The organism is Chitinophaga pinensis, assembly GCF_007896845.1.
GTDB classification, from domain to species: Bacteria; Bacteroidota; Bacteroidia; order Chitinophagales; family Chitinophagaceae; genus Chitinophaga; species Chitinophaga pinensis_C.
In genome coordinates, this window is sequence record NZ_VOHS01000023.1 from 42,216 (window position 1) to 59,128 (window position 16,913).

Consider the following 16,913-nt stretch of genomic DNA (forward strand, 5'->3'; position numbering starts at 1 on the left):
TATTACCGTAGCAGCGCCACCCATCCTGTGTAGGGCTTCTCGTCTGCCGATGTTTTGATGACATAATAATAAGTGCCCACTGGTAGTGGCTGCCCACGTCTGGTACCATCCCATGGGGTATAACCGATGCCTGTAAATACGATCTGGCCCCAGCGGTTATAGATTTCTGTTGTAGCCATTGGCCTTGCTTTCAGACCATCAACAATCCATGTGTCATTGATCCCGTCTCCATTCGGACTAAATGCGTTCGGAATTTCCAGTATCAGGTCGGGCGTTACGATATACCATGCATGGCTGATGCTATCAGTACAGCCGATCTCATTTGCTGCGTAAAGGGTTACTCTATAGCTGCCGGGTAATTCATATTTATGCTGTGCATCTTCCGTATCGGCGGAATTGCCATCTCCGAAATCCCAGCTGTAGTTCACTGCAAATTCAGAGGTGTTATTGAACGTAAAAGTGCCATTCTTGAATTCTACTGGTACATTCTCTCCGGGAGCTGCGCTGAATGCAGCTACGGGCGGTGTCAGTATGTTGATCAGAGCTGTCTTTGTAATGGTTCTTGTACATAATCCCTGTGCACTGGCAGTCAGCGAAACAGTATAGGTACCGGGCACTGTATAGTTACATACCGGATCTGTTGCATTGGACTGTGTACCATTGCCGAGGGTCCATGTGTAGCTGTCCGCCAGCTGTGAAAGATTTGTGAAGTTGATTTCCTGTGGGGCGCATGCCGTTGTCAGATCCGTTGAGAAATCTGGTACCGGTATCGGGATAGCGGTAATGGCTACCGGCACCGCCGTATCAGCACATACTCCATCCTGTATGGAAAAAGTAATTGTGCCGTTCCGTTCATAAGTGATCGTATATGGACCATAACCAGTACCGCTTCTTACGGCGCCGCCTCCCCAGTTCCAGGTAGGTACTGCATCCGGACTATTGGTACCTGTATAAGTGATGGTAGTGGATTCTCCTGCGCAGATCGGCGTTTTACTCACAGTGAACGAGGCAATGGGTGGCTGTGACACCACAATATTATGTGTCGCCATGGCTGACACACATCCGTCTGCCGTGATCTGTAGTTGTACCGGATATTGTCCTGCTGCATTGAAACGGATATCATAAGGACCGGCGCCCGTACCGCTTTGTACAGTGGCTCCTGCAAAGTTGTGCCAGTTATAGGTAGCCGTTGGTCCTGCCGTACCCGTAAAAGTCAGCGTGTTGCCGGTGCCCAGACAAACGGTATCTGGTAAAACATTGAAATCGGCAACAGGTGTAGGTTTAACTGCTACTTCGACCGTATCTCTGACTATACAGCCAAAGCCATCCTGTGCGGATACAATATAAGATGTAGTATCTGTCGGCGTCACCGTAATACTGTTTCCTGTTCCTGTTCCCGGTGTCCATGAATAGTTACTGACCGCACTGCCACTGGCTGTGACACTGAGCGTTGATGTCTCGCCGGCACAGATCTGTGTGGGCATAGCACTGGCAGTAAGTGTAGTAGTAGATAACATCTCAACCGTTTCAGTCACATTGGTCACGCAGTTATTGGCATCCCTGATAGCCAATGTATACGTACCGCCAGCCAGTCCGCTTGCTGTAGGTGTAGTCTGGACCGGCGTGGTGTTCCAACTGTAGGAGAGCGGTTGTGTGCCGCCGGTGGCTGTAACAGCAATACTGCCGCTGGCGCCTCCGCAGACAGCATCAGTTTTGGTACTGGTGTAGGTCAAAGGGGTAAAGGATACGCCTGATAAACCGACAATCAGTGCCCGCGAACTGATATTCGGTCCCTGTACATACAGGAATGAAACAGACCTGACCAGCTTCGACTGGTCTGCACAGGGAATGTTGAAATCAAAGGAATACATACGTGGCTCGGTAGGCAATCCGTCTACTGTCGGTGAAGTCGTCGTCCGGGTGAGACGTCCCATGCCACTGAAGATAAAAGGTGTTCCAAAGAACCAGTCCTTGATCTGTAAGGTACCGGCGTTGGCCGATGTGCCATCGGTAAAGTTGAGTGTAACAATAACAGTACTGTTGTTCTCTGTACCAAAGGCCAGAATACTGAGCTTACTGTACATGGCCGGAGTGGCGAATGTGAGCGTACCTGCTGCCAGTGAATTGGCCACATTGCCATTGGCGGACAGGTATAAGGCATTGACAGCCGTGTAAGGGTTCATCTGGTAAGTACGGGTGCCGCTGACGAACGTGCCGTTGTCAACGATCCCGCCACCGATACCATTAGTAGCTGCGAATGACTGGGTATGCAGTATGTGGTTGCTGCCATCGATCACGGTAGACGTTACCGCCACCGCATCAGTACCTGCTTCTGCTACAATGTCTGCATTATAACCTGTCACTGCGATCGGTGTAAAGGTCTGTGCATACAATAACTGCGTGCTGGTGTAGATGGACAATAATAGGGTAATAGTAAAGATGCGCTTCATGAACGGTCGTTAGATTTCGGTCAATAAATTGGCAGGGTATAGGCTTATAGCCATGCACAATTACGGAGGCCCCTGAAGGAAGCATCCGCCAGCAACAGTTAACTTTCACAGGTAAATACTCGGAGATGAGAGAAATGGGTGGGTGAGGGAATATATATTTTTTATTTCAATAATTAAAACAGGTAAGGGATAGACTGTTTTTACAGCTATCGGGGTCTGAAGATGGCAGGTTTTAGAAAAGAAAATTCCCAAAAACAGGTCAGATGACAGTTATTTCGAATCTTCTGGAATTAATAGCAGGCCCCTCTTTTTCCCAGGTGCGGCGCTGCTCAAAGGTGACAGTCGCCTGTCCCGGTTCTTTCCCGTTGATTACAAAGGACTCTTCATTATTAATACGTGCTTCCAGCCGGATGGCGTCTGCCTCCTCGTCGTGCGGGCTGACTTCTACACATGCCGTATTGCTGATCTGATAAAACCACTGGAAGCCGGCAGTACCAAGACCGGGCAGAATAACAGGTAAAGAAGTCCCTTGTTTTATCTTTTTAGATTCGGTTTCCATAATTGCAGGTTTTAATGGAAATTGAGGATGACAGTACAATTATAATTGTGGCAATCTTCAGGCCAGAAAGATAATCAGGCTGTTGCAACAGCTTATGGAACGATAATTGCTACCTTTCGCCCGTTTAAAAAAGCCAACATGAAAGCAAAACACATCATGTACATGTTCGTCCTGGGTTTATTCCTGGCTTTTACCGCATGTACAAACCCCACCCCCGAAAATTATTTTGACAGGGCAGTACTCAATACCAATATGTTTAATGACTTCGCCAGTGAGAATTTTACAAGAATGCTTATCGCTACTACCGTTAAGTACGAAGGTGTAAAGGGTGATACCGCTAAGAATCAGGCGTTCACCATGGTAGACAGCAAAGCAAAGTATATCGCGAAAGCACTGAAAGATATCAAGGCGCTGAAGCAGACCGATGAAACAAAAGAGATGCTGCAGACCTCTATCGCTTTACATGAATATGTATTGCCGGTTTATCAGAATGAATATACAGCACTGGCGAAACTGTGCGACAGCGGCGGATCCAAAGAAGATATCGCCGCCCTGGCACTGGAAATCGATAACAAATATGCAGCGCACTTTGAAGAGCTGTTTATCAAATTGACCAACGAAGGAAAAGCTTACGCCAAAGCACATAACATCAACGTGACCTGGGGTAATTAATGATATAACATCTGCTCAGCTGACGGGCTGTCGCCGGTATCCACTCCGGCGACAGCCCGTTTCTTTTGCGGGGAATCTTTGTCAATATGAATTATTTGTTATATTTTCCCGGGTCATTTGAATGCTATGGACCAAGAATTGTTTGAACGACTTCAAAAAGAAGGTATTATCTCCGCAACATCTGCAGAAAAGATCCGGACAGTCACCGCGCACAGGCTATTTTCTGTACACTGGGAACTTAAAACCATCCTCTACCTCGGCGTACTGCTATTGAGCGGTGGATTAGGTATTCTCGTATATGAGAATATTGATACGATCGGCCATCAGGTCATTCTCCTTGCAATAGCTCTCGCATGTGCGGGCTGTTTCTACTATTGTCTGAAACACAAGTTGCCGTTTTCGAGAGAGAAAGTACCTGCACCGAATGTCCTTTTCGACTACATCCTCCTGTTAGGATGTTTACTGCTGATCACCTTTATCACTTATTTACAGGTACAGTACAATGTATTTGGTACGCGCTATGGTATGGCGACCTTTATCCCGATGGCCATCCTGTTCTGCGCCGCGTATTACTTCGACCATCTCGGGGTACTGAGTATGGCTATTACCAACCTTGCTGCGTGGATGGGAGTAACAGTGACGCCTTTGCAATTGCTGACAGAGAATGATTTCAGTAGTATGCCTTTGATCTACAGCGGACTACTGTTGGGAATTATGCTGGTGGGTGCCGCTGCAGTGAGTAAATACAAACATATCAAAGCACACTTCACTTTTACTTATAGTAACTTCGGTGTAAACGTATTTCTTATTGCGACGCTGGCAGGTCTGTTTACCGCTTTTGATGGTGCTATCGCACTCTGGAGCTTCCTGCTTGTAGGCGCCGTAGCCCTGTTTATATCACAGGCCATCAAACATAAATCCTTCTATTTCGCATTGATCATCACCCTTTATGCTTATGTCGGGTTGAGCTATGTATTAGTCCAGTTGTTAATAGAGATAGATGATATCGGTGCTATCTACGCCGGATTATTATACTTCATCGTATCGGCTATTGCCTTCGTGATCTTACTCGTGAAACTGAACAAAAAACTGAAAAAAGCATGATCGCATATAACAGTAAATCTTTAGACAACCGCGATATACTGGAACAGGCTGAAAATGCCAAAGAAAGAGCCTTCATCACGCCTGAAGAGCTGGAAGCCGTGAAAGCTGCTTATCCGGTAGATCTCTACACACCCAATCCCTATATGCGGATTGGTATCTTTATATTGACCACCATCATCATGCAGTTCTCGTTCGGACTTTTTTGTCTGATCATGGTAAGCGCCATGAGTGAGAAAGCGTTTTCTGTGCTCTGTTTCTTTTTTGGAATCGGCTCGTATGCGATAGCAGAATTCATGGTGCGGGACAAGAAACATTATAAGTCCGGTGCCGATGCTGCTCTGATATGGATTGCCGGTGGCTTTATCCTCGGAGGTGTGATACTTGCTGCAAATGCGGAAGGTAATCCATGGGGCTATTGTCTGGTTACTCTGATATTGTCCACTTTGTTCGTACTGCGTTTCGCAGATGTGGGAATGAGTATCGTGGCACATTTATCACTGCTGGCATTACTGTTTTCTGTACTTGCATACATGGGTACTCCCGGAAAGATCGTTGTTCCTTTTACAGTGATGTTAATATCACTGGGGGTATATATTGTAAGTTTAAAACTATCAAAGATCCACACATACCGGCATTATAAGGCCTGCTTACAGGTGTTGCAGGGAGTGTCTCTGATTACACTATACCTCGGTGGTAACTATTTTGTAGTGAGAGAGTTGAGTATCGAGATGTTCAACCTCGATCTGCAGGAAGGGCAGGATATTGCCGGCGGCTGGATCTTCTGGATATTGACAGTGGTTTTGCCATTGTTGTACATCTATCTCGGTATCCGTAGAAAAGACCGCATACTGATCGGTATCGGATTACTGCTGATCGCCGCGATGGTGTATACCATCCGTTATTATCATAGCGTAGCGCCGCTGGAAGTAGCTATGACTGTCGGCGGACTGACAATGATCGCTGTTGCCTACGGATTAATACGTTATCTGAAAGTGCCCCGTAACGGCTTTACCGCCGATTCTGCACAAGAACGAAATATGATGGAAGCAGTGCAGATAGAATCACTGATAATCGCACAAACAATGAGTCATACACCTTCGCCTCAACCGGATCAGTATAATTTTGGTGGTGGTACCGGCGGTGGTGGTGGTGCCTCCGGAGAATATTAAAAGAAAGGTGACCGTTTCCCTTTCGGAGCGGTCACCTTGTATTTGTCGGCTTGTGGGTTATTATCAGATGGTGAAACGGAAATAAGACCATTCAGACCATGCGCAATAGCGGTCGCCCACTTTCGCTCTTACACGCCAGCGGCCCGGTTGCGCACCAACAAAACTGTGGTTGAAAGAAGTACCTGTAATATTGTGATACACACCGAAACTACGGAACGATTGTGCCGCCCATTGTCCGGCGTTGATGGCACCAAAGGCGTCTACTTCCAGCGAGTACGTAGCTCCGGGGATATTCACCGGTAACCAACGAAATGTAAGTGTGCGTGGATAATGATTGAAAACAGCACCTTCCGCAGGTTCCTGCAGTCTGGGAACGGCCCCCTTCCACCATGTCAGCGTAGGATCGCCCAGAATGCTCATACCATAGAACCATTGTCTTTCTCCCAGATCATGATCGGCACCACGTGCCTGCCACCACTGTACCATTGCCTGTCCGATACAACTACCCTTGCCGATAGGCTCATAGAAATCAGCAAAGAATAACATCGATCCCGTTTTGGTACTGCCTACTACTGTCAGACCCATATTGGTCTCGCCACCACTTTTATCAAAGATGTACCATCCACCGAGATAATCATTCTCTGTAAAACGGGCAGTACTACAACAGAACAGGTTGAAGAAATTAGCATTCGGACAACGCTCATCCCTGAAATAAGACCGGTCTATCCATTCCGTAGTACCCTCAGAAGGTATCCGGAAAGAGTGTACATGCGGAGATGAATGAGAACAGAGCTGTACAAATGAACGGGTACGGTTGATCTCTGTTTTATACAGATCAGCATCTGTAATGTCAGGATTAGTGTATTTGGTAATATAGGCAGAAGGAGTCATCAGATCCATTTCACAATCATCAAATCCTGTCCAGTCGTCTTCCACATAGGCCAATGCAGAACGGGAATGTCCCAGTCCGCCGGTACGGAACAGGTGATTGCGGTCAAAATAGTTATTGATCAATGTTACATCGTTACCGTTGGAAGTAGGTGTCCAGATGCGTCCTACCCATATCTCCGGACTTACATCGCCGCTAACCGCATTGTATTTACCGTCGGCATCAGCGTCTGTCCATGTACCATTGGTATCCATGTAGAAAAGGTCACACGGAAACTCGGCATGTGCACCGTAGAAATCATCATCCATTTCAAACCACGCCACAGGAATAGCGCCTGTCATTACAACACCTGCGGGTGATTTACTACGGATATAATTCCTGATATAGGCAGGCTTACCACCTTTTACAACATGAATGGTTGCCCAGAAACCATCACGTCCCAGATCAAGTACATATCTGTTTACACGGTCCTGTACCTGTGTAAAGATATCTGCATGTACCATTACCAGCACCTTGCCGCGGGGAAAACGCAGCAGACTATAGGTATTCAGATAACTTTCTCCGGAAGGATAGGAGGGACGTGGCTTTTCTTCGATCAGTGGTGTCAGGTCCAGAAATTTCTTATACAGTTGCAGGTATTCAGTATATGTTTTCAGCTGAATATTATTCTTATCGGTCAGCTTTAGATTGCGAACGCTTTTATATGCCTGACCCAGTTTGTAGTTACGGCCTACAGCATCAAGGTTGAAGAGGGTTCTGTCCTGCACCACCTGCGTACGGATATGTTGTACGTCAACAAGGGATTGTTTTTCAGCGGCCGATGCGCGGCCATTCTTTTCTTTAGACATTTTGGGGTTGTTTTGGAGGTTAAACGATGATAACAAAGGTAAATGCAGGTAAGAGGAGAACCGGTGTAGAAAGTACCTGAAAAGGCCAGGTATTTATACCTGAATATGATGAAGCTGAAGTCATGCTATGTATATCCTTCATTGATCCTTCGTTCCTCAACAAAGGATCAATGAACAATGACTTATATAAAAAATAGATCATTGCCCTGATCTGAAGAAAAAGTATCTCTTGTAATGTTGTTCTGGTATAGATGTCCCGGTGATGCATCGTATATAAGCCGTATTTACTTCGTGTCTATTCCATTTTTTAGTCTTTCAGAGGGGATTCAGCACAAACTATCACTGGCTTTATGTAGTCTCGCTTTGTAATATATTATAAATCATTGTGTTCCCATAGATAACCCGTATATAAGCCGTATATAATCCGTATCTATAAGAATGGCTTATATACGGCTTATATACGGGTTATCTACGGCTTATCCTGCAATTATCTCATATACCCGAACGGCATTAGGTATAGTCCTGATATAGGTTTACACTTTCAGCATCTGCTAAAAACAAAAAAGACAGATCGGAGAGATCTGTCTTTTAATGCCGGAAGGAACCGGTATATTTTATTGCCTGTATCAGGCTCTTAGCTCATAACTCACAGGAGTAGTGCTTACTTCTCCCAATGCGGTCATTTTATTGATATCGGGATTCCATACTTTCAGTCTCAGACAGGCCAGAATAGCCTTTGGAGACAGTGAAGTGGTCTTTGCACGCTGCAACTCAGGAATCGCTTCCATTGCTTCCGGAAGGCGGTAGAACGGAATACGTGAATTCAGGTGATGAATGTGGTGATACCCGATATTACCAGTCACCCATTTCCAGAAAGCATTCATCTGCATATAGCTGGAAGAAGCCATTGCCGCGTTATCGTGGCACCAGCCTTCTTTATCTCTGAAAGTAACACCCGGGAAATTATGCTGCGCATAAAATAGATAAGCACCGATAGCGCAGGCGATAAAGAATGGAATGATCAGTAACAGGAGAAGACTCAACCAGCCCATATAGATGTACAGCAGGGTACCCATCGTGAAATGAAGCACCAGCGCCAGCAGGGAGTCCATATGACGGGAAGGGCTGCTGGTAAATGATTTTACACTCATTCCTATCATAAACATGCTGAAATAGCCAAATAAAATGGTCAGTGGATGACGTGCAGCCAGATAAGCCCTTTTTTCAGCAGGAGTAGACTCTTGAAATTTCTGTTGTGTCATGATCGGGAAAGAACCGATGCTGGCGGTGAACAGCTTGGAATTGTGCGCATGGTGATAATCATGCGAACGCTTCCAGATGCTGGCAGGCGCCAGTATAAATATACCAAAAGCACTAAACAGCACATTTGCCGCTTTCGACTGGTAAAGAATGGTATGATGCTGAAAATCATGATATATGACAAACATGCGCACAATCACCAGACCGGTGAGTATACTACACGGTATACGCAGAAACAGTGACGGTAAGAAAGCTGTACAGGCAAAAAGACCGATGAGGACAGCAGCGGTGGAAAGCGTATAATACCAGCTTTTCCACTTAGTTTCTTTCGCATATGGCTTGGTTGCCAGGATTAATTGTTTTCCAGTTAGCATTGATAGTAATAAATGTGGTGTAGATGTCTTCTTATCTGATGTCGCAGGTTTTTCTTATTTGTTATATGGCTGGCTCTGCGACGGTGGATTCTTTTGCCGGCACAGGGCGTTTGTGTTTCCATCTTCTGTGACTCCACAGCCAGTATTCAGGATGTGCGCAGATATCCTGCTCCAGTGCCTGCGTATGTGCGGTGGTGATTTCACCATCCTTTGTAGCAGATGGCTGATCGAAAAGCGTGCGTGCGGAAATCTCGTAATAGCCGCGTTTTACCCGCTGTACATGTACATACACCACAGGATAGTTCATTTTACGGGCAATCTTTTCCGTACCCTGAAATACAGGCGTATCCTGATTCAGAAAATTGGTCCAGTAAGCACTGGTAGGAGCCGGCGTCTGATCAGCAATAAATGCTGTCGCATCCAGTTCGTTTTTGTGCGCGACCATGTCACGGAAAGTATCTTTCATAGCAATCAGACCTGTACCGAAGCGCGTACGCATACGATACATCAGTCCGTTGAAATATTTATTGCTGAGTGGATGATATACTACGTAGAGGTGGTGTTTACCCTGCAGACTGAACGTGTTACCTGCCCATTCCCAGTTGCCGTAATGGCCCATCACGATCATAATGCTTCTGTTCTCAGCTGCATAGCGGTCAAACAGCGCCTGTGCTTCCGGCGTCAGTTTACAACGCCTGATAGCAGCCGCTCTGGAAATAGTCAGCGTTTTGAATGTTTCCAGTAATAGATCGCAGAAGTAACGGTAGAAACGGCGGCGGATCTTTTCAATTTCCTTAGCAGACTTTTCCGGAAAAGCATTTTGCAGATTCTGTAACACGACTTTCTTGCGGTAGCCGATTACATAATACAGCAACACGAACATCACATCACAGAGTCCGTAAAATAACGGAAACGGTAATAGGGAAATCATGTAGATAAACGGAAGTAGGATATAATAAGTCAGCATTAGTTCAAAAATACAATTAAATGTAAATATAAAGCAATGTATTTAAGTGTGATAGATATAAAATGTTAATTTCTATCTACCAGTCCGGCGAAATTATCTGTATTGTCCTGAAGACCAGTCCCCAGCAGCCCTGCAGTGACCAATGTAGTACATCTCACTGCGAATGGTTTTCGACCCTGATTTACAGCACTTTTGTGCAATACAGGGCATTTCCTCTCAGTTCACCAATTTTACCGGATGTTGATAGTTATTTAACGGTAAATATGCCAGATACCCCTATAACATTGAAAATCATTGTAGCGGCCCGGATTGAGCACTTGCACTTACTGACATTTCTGTGTATTATTATCATTCAGCCAAAAGTGAACAAAATATGTTGAGACGAATCTTTCTGGCAGCTTCCTGCCTTGTCGTGTGTATGTATGCAAGCGCACAAAAAACAGCGAATGACCCCGCAAAGGAAAAATGGTTTATGGACCTCGGTTTAGGCATGTTCATTCACTGGAGTGTGGATGTACAGGTGGGCGCGGTGATCAGCCATTCCATGGCAGGCGCTTCTGATGAATATCTGGAACGTTTTACTACCGAACTGCCCAAAACCTTCAATCCGCATAAATTCAATCCGGATGACTGGGCCGTACTCGCAAAACTGGCTGGTATGAAGTACGTCGTCTTTACCGCCAAACACCACGCCGGCTTCTGTATGTGGGATACCAAAACGACGCCCTTCAATATCATGAACACCCCTTTTAAAAAGGATGCAACCCGCGCAATCTTCGATGCATTCCGTAAACAGGGTATTGCTATTGGTGTGTATTTCTCTCCGGAGGACTTTTATTACCTCTACAAACATAAAGTGCCCATTGGCAGAATGCAGTTGCCACAACATTTCCCGGAAAAGAATCCGGGTCTGATGGCATATGATAAATCTCAACTGAAAGAACTGCTGACCAACTACGGAAAGATCGATTTTATCTTTTTTGATGGTCCGGCGGAAGGTTTGAAAGAATACGCATGGGAACTGCAACCGGATATTGTAGTCACCCGCGGACAAATGAACACGCCCGAACAGGAATTGCCGGAGGCGATCATGCCCGGTCCATGGGAAGCTTGCTTTACCATGGGAACAGACTGGCAATATAAGCCGACTAACGATCCACAGAAATCAGGTACAGAAATGATCAATATGCTGATCGAAACCCGCGCAAAAGGAGGGAACCTGCTGCTGAATGTAGGACCTAAACCGGACGGGGAGATACAGATAGAGCAGGAAGCCCTGCTGCGTGAACTGGCCCTCTGGAACCTTGCAAACGGAGAATCTGTACATGGCGTAAGACCCTGGAATATCGCCCGGGAAGGAAATGTCTGGTTCACCCGTGGAAAAGATACGAGTACCGTATACGCTTTTGTACCAGGTGGAAAAGACTGGAAATATGGTGAGCGCAAGGAACTGGTGCTTCGTACTCTGGAAGGTAATCCGCAAACGAAAGTATCCATTCTGGGCTATGCCAGTGAGCTGGTAGAATACAAGGAAGGGTTTGATGCGGGCATTTATTCACAATCAACACCTGTGGGATTACTGATCAGCGCTGTAAACGGACAACGTTTTTATACTGATAGAAAATGGCCCAATCCGGTAGTGATAAAGATCGAAAATGTGAAGTATCGTCCCCTTATTAACAGCTATAAACAAAGCACGCTTGATGGTGCGAAATAAATAGAATATCAGGGGAATTGGCGACCTTTAGGCAGAGAATGCCTGCTATGTCAGTTTCCGATCCGAAAAGCGGTATGTTCAGCAAAGAATATCTGCAGCCTGATAATCAGCTGCAGGACCATATACATGCCTATATTGTCCTGCAGGCTGATTTTCCGGATCCTGTCAACCGGGACTATATGCTATTACCACAAGTACATCCCTTCCTGTTGCTTAATTTGAGCGAAACGCATACTATACAAAACAAACAGACAGGTGAATATTTACTACGACACCTGCTCATTCCCCCACATCATCAATCTCTGTCTTTCAGGATAAGTCCCCGGATGAAAATACTCGCCATACAGGGTGTTGCCGGTAGCGGTAGTCATTTGTTTGAGGATATTTTGCAGCTGGATCATATACAACAGCAACTGTCGCAATGTAAGGATACACAAAGCATGCGGACCCTGCTTAATACTTTATTATCTGCCTGTTTAAAATGTGAAAAACGATCTGCCGGGAGTATACGCGAGGCCGTGCGCGTCATTTTGCATACAGGTGGAAATGTGCTTATCCGTCAGCTGGAAGCAGCTACATTTCAGACAAAGCGTACACTCGAACGGGGCTTTCTGACACAGACAGGGCTGCATCTGAAAATGTTCTGCCGCATTATCCGTTTCAGAAGAGCGATTGCCTGCATAGAAAAAGAAAAGCAATTGTGCTGGGCTAAACTGGCGCAGGACTGTGGTTATTGCGATCAGACGCATTTCATCAATGAATTCCATTTCTTTGCCGGTTGTCTGCCGGGTGCTTATATCGGTACGCCTTCGTCATTCGAGCAGGCCATCGGTTAAAATTGTCACTTTTATCCGATACTGCCGTACTTTACTTTCCTAATTTTGTCATAAGAGCACTTCTGTTTATACTTCACATGTAACCGGCCGTATTCCAGAATACCAACAATATAACCCCATCGGGCTGGTTTTTCGTTATGCCACAACTGAACTGATATAAAAATTGTACACATGGAAAATGCTGACCTGTTTACGAACCGCCGTGACTTTCTGGGTAAAATGATGCTGGGCGTAACAGCTTTAGGTTTACCCGTGCTTTCCTCATTACCGTTGCAAGCTGCAACAGCTGCTGTCTCCACAACAGACAATAGCGAGGATCCAGATGCCTGGATCAACAGGATCAAAGGCAAACACCGCATCATTATCGATGTTCCCCGTCCGCATGAGATCATGCCATTTGCCTGGGCGCGCGTCTTTTTACTCACTAACGAAGCTACCGGCGTCCCTGAAAAGGATTGTGGCGTGGTAGTCGTATTGCGTCATGACGCGATTCCTTATGCTATGAAAGATGACTTATGGGCCAAATACAAATTTGGTGAAGTATTTAAGGCAGATGATCCGATGACGAAAGCGCCTGCTACCAGAAATCCTTTCTGGCAGCCTAAACCGGGTGATTTTAAAGTGCCGGGTGTGGGCAATGTCGCTATTGGTATCAATGAACTGCAGGAGAGTGGTGTGATGTTCTGTGTTTGCAATGTTGCCCTGACTGTATATAGTGCTGTTGTTGCACAGCAAATGGGCATCGGAGCAGAAGAAGTAAAGAAAGACTGGATGGCCGGTATCTTACCGGGTGTACAGGTTGTACCATCTGGTGTATGGGCGATTGGTCGTGCACAGGAAAAGAACTGTTCGTATTGTTTCGCTGGTTGATCCGTCAATCATAGGCTATGCGTTTTGGGATCCCCTTATTGTTTGGCTGCGTAGTAGCAGGCAGTGTAATGGCTGTTTCCTGTAAGCGGGGGGAACATGTCTGGACGGCGCCTGATACAGTCAATATTCCTCATAATACATCCGGAGAGCTGATCCGGTATGGAAGGGAATTGATTGTGCATACAGCGATGTATTTAGGTCCGGAGGGTAAAGTCGCCACCATCAGTAACGGGATGAATTGTCAGAATTGCCATCTGGAGGCGGGTACAAAGTTTATGGGCAATAATTTCGCGGCAACAGCGGCGAACTATCCCCGTTACCGGGAAAGAAGCGGAAGCATTGAATCGCTGGATAAGCGTATCAATGACTGCTTAATAAGAAGTCTGAACGGATCACCACTTGATAGAAATAGTCATGAGATGCAGGCAATGATTGCCTATATCGAATGGGTGGGAATGACAGTGAATAATGGCGCTAAGCCGCCCGGCAGTGGTATCAGAGAGCTGCCCTATTTGCTCCGGGCGGCTGATACGTCAAAAGGCAGACTGGTATTTGACAATAAATGCCGGGAATGTCATGGTACAGATGGAACCGGAAAGTATGATTCCCTGACAAAAGAATATGTTTATCCTCCGCTATGGGGACCGCATAGCTATAATAATGGCGCAGGTATTTTCAGACTGTCAAAATTTGCCGGATATGTTAAAGCGAATATGCCATTGAATAATGCACGGCTGACAGATGAAGAGGCCTGGGATGTGGCAGCGTTTGTAAATTCGCAGCCGAGGACAGAGAAATTGTTTGAGAAGGACTGGCCTGATCTTAACACGAAGCCCCCTGATGTTGCGACAGCTCCGTTTGCGGATACATTTTCTGCTGTGCAGCATAAGTATGGTCCATTTGGGGTGATTGTGAAAAGCAGGAAGAAGCACTAACTGCTGTTGAGTGGTTAGTGCTTCCTGCTATTTAGTTGTTATTTTGGATTTTGCGCTGTTTTTGTTTTCCTTACACAATTTTGTTGTTAACTATTAGATTGTTCAGCGTCCCGCTTTTCTTTTCCTCCTCCATGAATTGCTCACACATAATTTGCGCAATAGTCTTTTTCTGCTATCTGTCAGGCACAAATCCCGATGTAATCTGCTGATCAGGTTATCAGAAGGAATTGTTTGTTGACATCATTACCGGGTAATTAGAAAATGAGACTTTAAGTACGCGTTTATCGATTGTTTTGGTGCTCTTATCCACATATGATTGGTGTTAACGGGATAATAAGATGCGATTCATTGCTGCGCTTTTCTCTTTTCCTCAAGAAGTTTTTCCAGCAGGATCTCAGCTATTGACTTGGGTTGCTTTTTGTAAGGAATAAATCCCCACATAAGTTCTACTCCTAATATACCAGGTGCAGGTATAATCATACCATTGTCAGCACCCGGTAGTTTAAATAGTAAATTCCTGACAGCTCGCTCATCGAGTGTTTTGTGTTTCTTTTTTCTTTTCCAGAACATATTTTGTGTTTTTTAAAAGTTAAGAATGCTATGTAAATATGAGACGCAAATAACTACTTTTTATCGAGATTTATATACTCCCAAATGCAATATAGGTAAGGAATGCAAGCAGTAATGGCTAAGTAAAAAGCAAAGTGGTAAAATGTTGTTGCGCGTTTCAGTTTGCGCTTTCTTGTTTCAATTATTTTTTCCAGATCTTCGATGTAACTGGATTTAATTTGTATGTCTGTTATGTCTGGCGGAAGTCCCAGTGTCTGATACAGGAATTTTAGGAATTTATAGTATGTTTCCGGCGTAGATAGTAATAGTAATTTCTCCGGCAGCATCTGTAATACTGCAAATATCAGCGACACCGCAAATAATCCCCCAAACCCATAAAATGCCCAATAAAACTCAACATCCCGCACGACCTTCTCAATAAACAATTTTTGACACAAGGGAATCAGAAAAATACAAAATGCAGAATACAACACTAATAACGTAGTGAACTTGTCCATATTCTTTTGCAATGCAACCGCATACTGTTCCAGCCGTTGCTCATTTAACTCAATGATATAATCAAGGTCATAGAATGACTTACTCCCCATAACGAAAGTGTTAAGATTAACAAACGAAAAACAAAATGATTGTTGGAGTATTCAATTAGTGAGAGCTTACTGCATCCGCAGCAGACACTAAAATACATACGAAAATTCAACTCTCAAAAAATTATTGTAGATTCTCTTAACATTAAGATAATTTTAATTTTCTTGCTGAAAGTATCAACTTGCCTTAATAATAGCATGTCGATGAAACATACCATTCTTTTACCATTAGTCGCTGTATTATTCACAGCAAATGTTTGTGCACAACAGAAAACTGATGTGCAGGCCCATCGCGGAGGCAGAGGATTAATGCCTGAAAATACTATTCCCGCTATGTTACACGCCATTGATCTGGGTGTGAGAACGCTTGAATTGGACTGTGTGATCTCTTCAGATAAAAAAGTAGTTGTATCGCATGATGTGTTCATGTCGTCAGAGTTTATCCGCAAACCTGATGGCTCGGATATTCAGAAAGCGGAAGAAAAACAATATGCGCTGTACACCATGACTTATGACAGTATCCGTAAGTTTGATGCAGGCATTAAGCCTTATGCGAAATTCCCTGAACAGGTAAAGATGAAGGCGTATAAACCTTTATTGTCTGATCTGATCGATAGCGTGGAAGCTTATGTCAAAAAGCATCACCTGAAACCGGTTAACTATAATATCGAAACAAAATGTTCTCCGGAAGGGGATGACAAGCTCCATCCTAAACCAGTCATATTTGCTGGTATGGTCATGGATGTGATAAAGAAAAAGAAAATTGCAGACAGAGTCACTATACAGTCTTTTGACCCGCGTACCTTACAGGTGATTCATAAGACAGATCCTAAACAGGTATTGGCATTGCTGGTGATGAACAAAGAGAATCTGACAGACAATCTGCAGAAGCTGGGATTCACACCGGCTATTTACAGTCCTTATTACCTGATGGTAACGCCTGAGCTGGTAAAGGAAGCGCATGAAAAGAAGATAAAAGTGTTGCCGTGGACGGTGAATGAACCGGCTGACATGGAGAAGATGATGTCCATGGAAGTGGATGGTATCATCACTGATTATCCGGACAGACTGATAAAGATAGTGGGTCGCTATCAACAGCCATAAAAAAA

General features: G+C 45.0%; 15 protein-coding genes. 8 read left to right on the forward strand and 7 right to left on the reverse strand.

What is annotated here, in order from left to right:
* Positions 1-2 precede the first annotated feature (2 nt).
* The gene (locus FEF09_RS19825; protein WP_146306711.1) at positions 3-2,450 is read right to left on the reverse strand and encodes a PKD domain-containing protein; all 2,448 of its coding nucleotides are present in this window, start codon (positions 2,448-2,450) and stop codon (positions 3-5) included.
* A gap of 259 nt (positions 2,451-2,709) precedes the next feature.
* The gene (locus tag FEF09_RS19830; protein WP_146306712.1) at positions 2,710-3,009 is read right to left on the reverse strand and encodes a protease inhibitor I42 family protein; all 300 of its coding nucleotides are present in this window, start codon (positions 3,007-3,009) and stop codon (positions 2,710-2,712) included.
* Positions 3,010-3,147: 138 nt separating this feature from the next.
* Here FEF09_RS19830 and FEF09_RS19835 point away from each other — a divergent pair, with 138 nt between their 5' ends.
* The 3 genes from FEF09_RS19835 to FEF09_RS19845 all read left to right on the forward strand — a co-directional run bounded on the left by FEF09_RS19835 (position 3,148) and on the right by FEF09_RS19845 (position 5,954).
* Entirely contained in the window at positions 3,148-3,681 is a 534-nt protein-coding gene (locus FEF09_RS19835; protein ID WP_146306713.1) for a hypothetical protein, read from the forward strand.
* A 126-nt stretch (positions 3,682-3,807) separates the two neighbouring features.
* On the forward strand, positions 3,808-4,785 hold the full coding sequence (locus FEF09_RS19840; protein WP_146306714.1) for a DUF2157 domain-containing protein: 978 nt from the start codon (positions 3,808-3,810) through the stop codon (positions 4,783-4,785).
* Positions 4,782-5,954, forward strand: a complete 1,173-nt coding sequence (locus FEF09_RS19845) for a hypothetical protein (protein ID WP_146306715.1) — start codon at positions 4,782-4,784, stop codon at positions 5,952-5,954. Before FEF09_RS19840 ends, FEF09_RS19845 begins: the two co-directional genes overlap by 4 nt.
* Before the next feature lie 63 nt (positions 5,955-6,017).
* On the opposite strand, the gene FEF09_RS19850 is transcribed toward FEF09_RS19845, so the two are convergent.
* The 3 genes from FEF09_RS19850 to FEF09_RS19860 form a co-directional block, all read right to left on the reverse strand.
* Positions 6,018-7,691, reverse strand: coding sequence for a C25 family cysteine peptidase (locus tag FEF09_RS19850; protein ID WP_146306716.1), 1,674 nt, complete (start codon positions 7,689-7,691; stop codon positions 6,018-6,020).
* 626 nt (positions 7,692-8,317) lie between these two features.
* Positions 8,318-9,325: a fatty acid desaturase family protein gene (locus FEF09_RS19855; RefSeq protein WP_146306717.1), complete on the reverse strand. Its 1,008-nt coding sequence runs from the start codon at positions 9,323-9,325 to the stop codon at positions 8,318-8,320.
* A 61-nt stretch (positions 9,326-9,386) separates the two neighbouring features.
* A complete protein-coding gene (locus tag FEF09_RS19860; protein WP_146306718.1) occupies positions 9,387-10,292 on the reverse strand; it encodes a lysophospholipid acyltransferase family protein in 906 nt (301 codons plus the stop codon).
* A 373-nt stretch (positions 10,293-10,665) separates the two neighbouring features.
* Here FEF09_RS19860 and FEF09_RS19865 point away from each other — a divergent pair, with 373 nt between their 5' ends.
* The 4 genes from FEF09_RS19865 (at position 10,666) to FEF09_RS19880 (ending at position 14,650) form a co-directional block, all read left to right on the forward strand.
* A complete protein-coding gene (locus FEF09_RS19865) occupies positions 10,666-12,009 on the forward strand; it encodes an alpha-L-fucosidase (RefSeq protein WP_146306719.1) in 1,344 nt (447 codons plus the stop codon).
* Between the two features lie 47 nt (positions 12,010-12,056).
* Positions 12,057-12,845, forward strand: a complete 789-nt coding sequence (locus FEF09_RS19870) for an AraC family transcriptional regulator (protein WP_186774421.1) — start codon at positions 12,057-12,059, stop codon at positions 12,843-12,845.
* Between the two features lie 171 nt (positions 12,846-13,016).
* Positions 13,017-13,715 carry a hypothetical protein gene (locus FEF09_RS19875; protein WP_146306721.1) on the forward strand — a complete coding sequence of 233 codons (699 nt, stop codon included), beginning with the start codon at positions 13,017-13,019 and terminating at the stop codon, positions 13,713-13,715.
* Between the two features lie 17 nt (positions 13,716-13,732).
* Entirely contained in the window at positions 13,733-14,650 is a 918-nt protein-coding gene (locus tag FEF09_RS19880; RefSeq protein ID WP_146306722.1) for a c-type cytochrome, read from the forward strand.
* A 345-nt stretch (positions 14,651-14,995) separates the two neighbouring features.
* Here the strand turns inward: FEF09_RS19880 and FEF09_RS19885 are convergent, their stop codons facing one another.
* Both FEF09_RS19885 and FEF09_RS19890 read right to left on the reverse strand, forming a co-directional pair.
* Positions 14,996-15,220: a hypothetical protein gene (locus FEF09_RS19885; protein WP_146306723.1), complete on the reverse strand. Its 225-nt coding sequence runs from the start codon at positions 15,218-15,220 to the stop codon at positions 14,996-14,998.
* A 53-nt stretch (positions 15,221-15,273) separates the two neighbouring features.
* On the reverse strand, positions 15,274-15,807 hold the full coding sequence (locus tag FEF09_RS19890) for a hypothetical protein (protein WP_146306724.1): 534 nt from the start codon (positions 15,805-15,807) through the stop codon (positions 15,274-15,276).
* A 201-nt stretch (positions 15,808-16,008) separates the two neighbouring features.
* Between FEF09_RS19890 and FEF09_RS19895 the strand changes: the two genes are divergently transcribed.
* A complete protein-coding gene (locus FEF09_RS19895; RefSeq protein WP_146306725.1) occupies positions 16,009-16,908 on the forward strand; it encodes a glycerophosphodiester phosphodiesterase family protein in 900 nt (299 codons plus the stop codon).
* Positions 16,909-16,913 lie beyond the last annotated feature (5 nt).

What these genes read in the sequence shown, in the direction of transcription:
- FEF09_RS19865 (WP_146306719.1), top strand. Translation starts at nt 10,666, where the DNA reads ATGTTGAGACGAATCTTTCTGGCAGCTTCCTGCCTTGTCGTGTGTATG.
- FEF09_RS19860 (WP_146306718.1), bottom strand. Translation starts at nt 10,292, where the DNA reads ATGCTGACTTATTATATCCTACTTCCGTTTATCTACATGATTTCCCTA.
- FEF09_RS19895 (WP_146306725.1), top strand. Translation starts at nt 16,009, where the DNA reads ATGAAACATACCATTCTTTTACCATTAGTCGCTGTATTATTCACAGCA.
- FEF09_RS19825 (WP_146306711.1), bottom strand. Translation starts at nt 2,450, where the DNA reads ATGAAGCGCATCTTTACTATTACCCTATTATTGTCCATCTACACCAGC.
- FEF09_RS19890 (WP_146306724.1), bottom strand. Translation starts at nt 15,807, where the DNA reads ATGGGGAGTAAGTCATTCTATGACCTTGATTATATCATTGAGTTAAAT.
- FEF09_RS19855 (WP_146306717.1), bottom strand. Translation starts at nt 9,325, where the DNA reads ATGCTAACTGGAAAACAATTAATCCTGGCAACCAAGCCATATGCGAAA.
- FEF09_RS19830 (WP_146306712.1), bottom strand. Translation starts at nt 3,009, where the DNA reads ATGGAAACCGAATCTAAAAAGATAAAACAAGGGACTTCTTTACCTGTT.
- FEF09_RS19850 (WP_146306716.1), bottom strand. Translation starts at nt 7,691, where the DNA reads ATGTCTAAAGAAAAGAATGGCCGCGCATCGGCCGCTGAAAAACAATCC.
- FEF09_RS19840 (WP_146306714.1), top strand. Translation starts at nt 3,808, where the DNA reads ATGGACCAAGAATTGTTTGAACGACTTCAAAAAGAAGGTATTATCTCC.
- FEF09_RS19870 (WP_186774421.1), top strand. Translation starts at nt 12,057, where the DNA reads ATGTCAGTTTCCGATCCGAAAAGCGGTATGTTCAGCAAAGAATATCTG.
- FEF09_RS19845 (WP_146306715.1), top strand. Translation starts at nt 4,782, where the DNA reads ATGATCGCATATAACAGTAAATCTTTAGACAACCGCGATATACTGGAA.
- FEF09_RS19885 (WP_146306723.1), bottom strand. Translation starts at nt 15,220, where the DNA reads ATGTTCTGGAAAAGAAAAAAGAAACACAAAACACTCGATGAGCGAGCT.
- FEF09_RS19835 (WP_146306713.1), top strand. Translation starts at nt 3,148, where the DNA reads ATGAAAGCAAAACACATCATGTACATGTTCGTCCTGGGTTTATTCCTG.
- FEF09_RS19875 (WP_146306721.1), top strand. Translation starts at nt 13,017, where the DNA reads ATGGAAAATGCTGACCTGTTTACGAACCGCCGTGACTTTCTGGGTAAA.
- FEF09_RS19880 (WP_146306722.1), top strand. Translation starts at nt 13,733, where the DNA reads ATGCGTTTTGGGATCCCCTTATTGTTTGGCTGCGTAGTAGCAGGCAGT.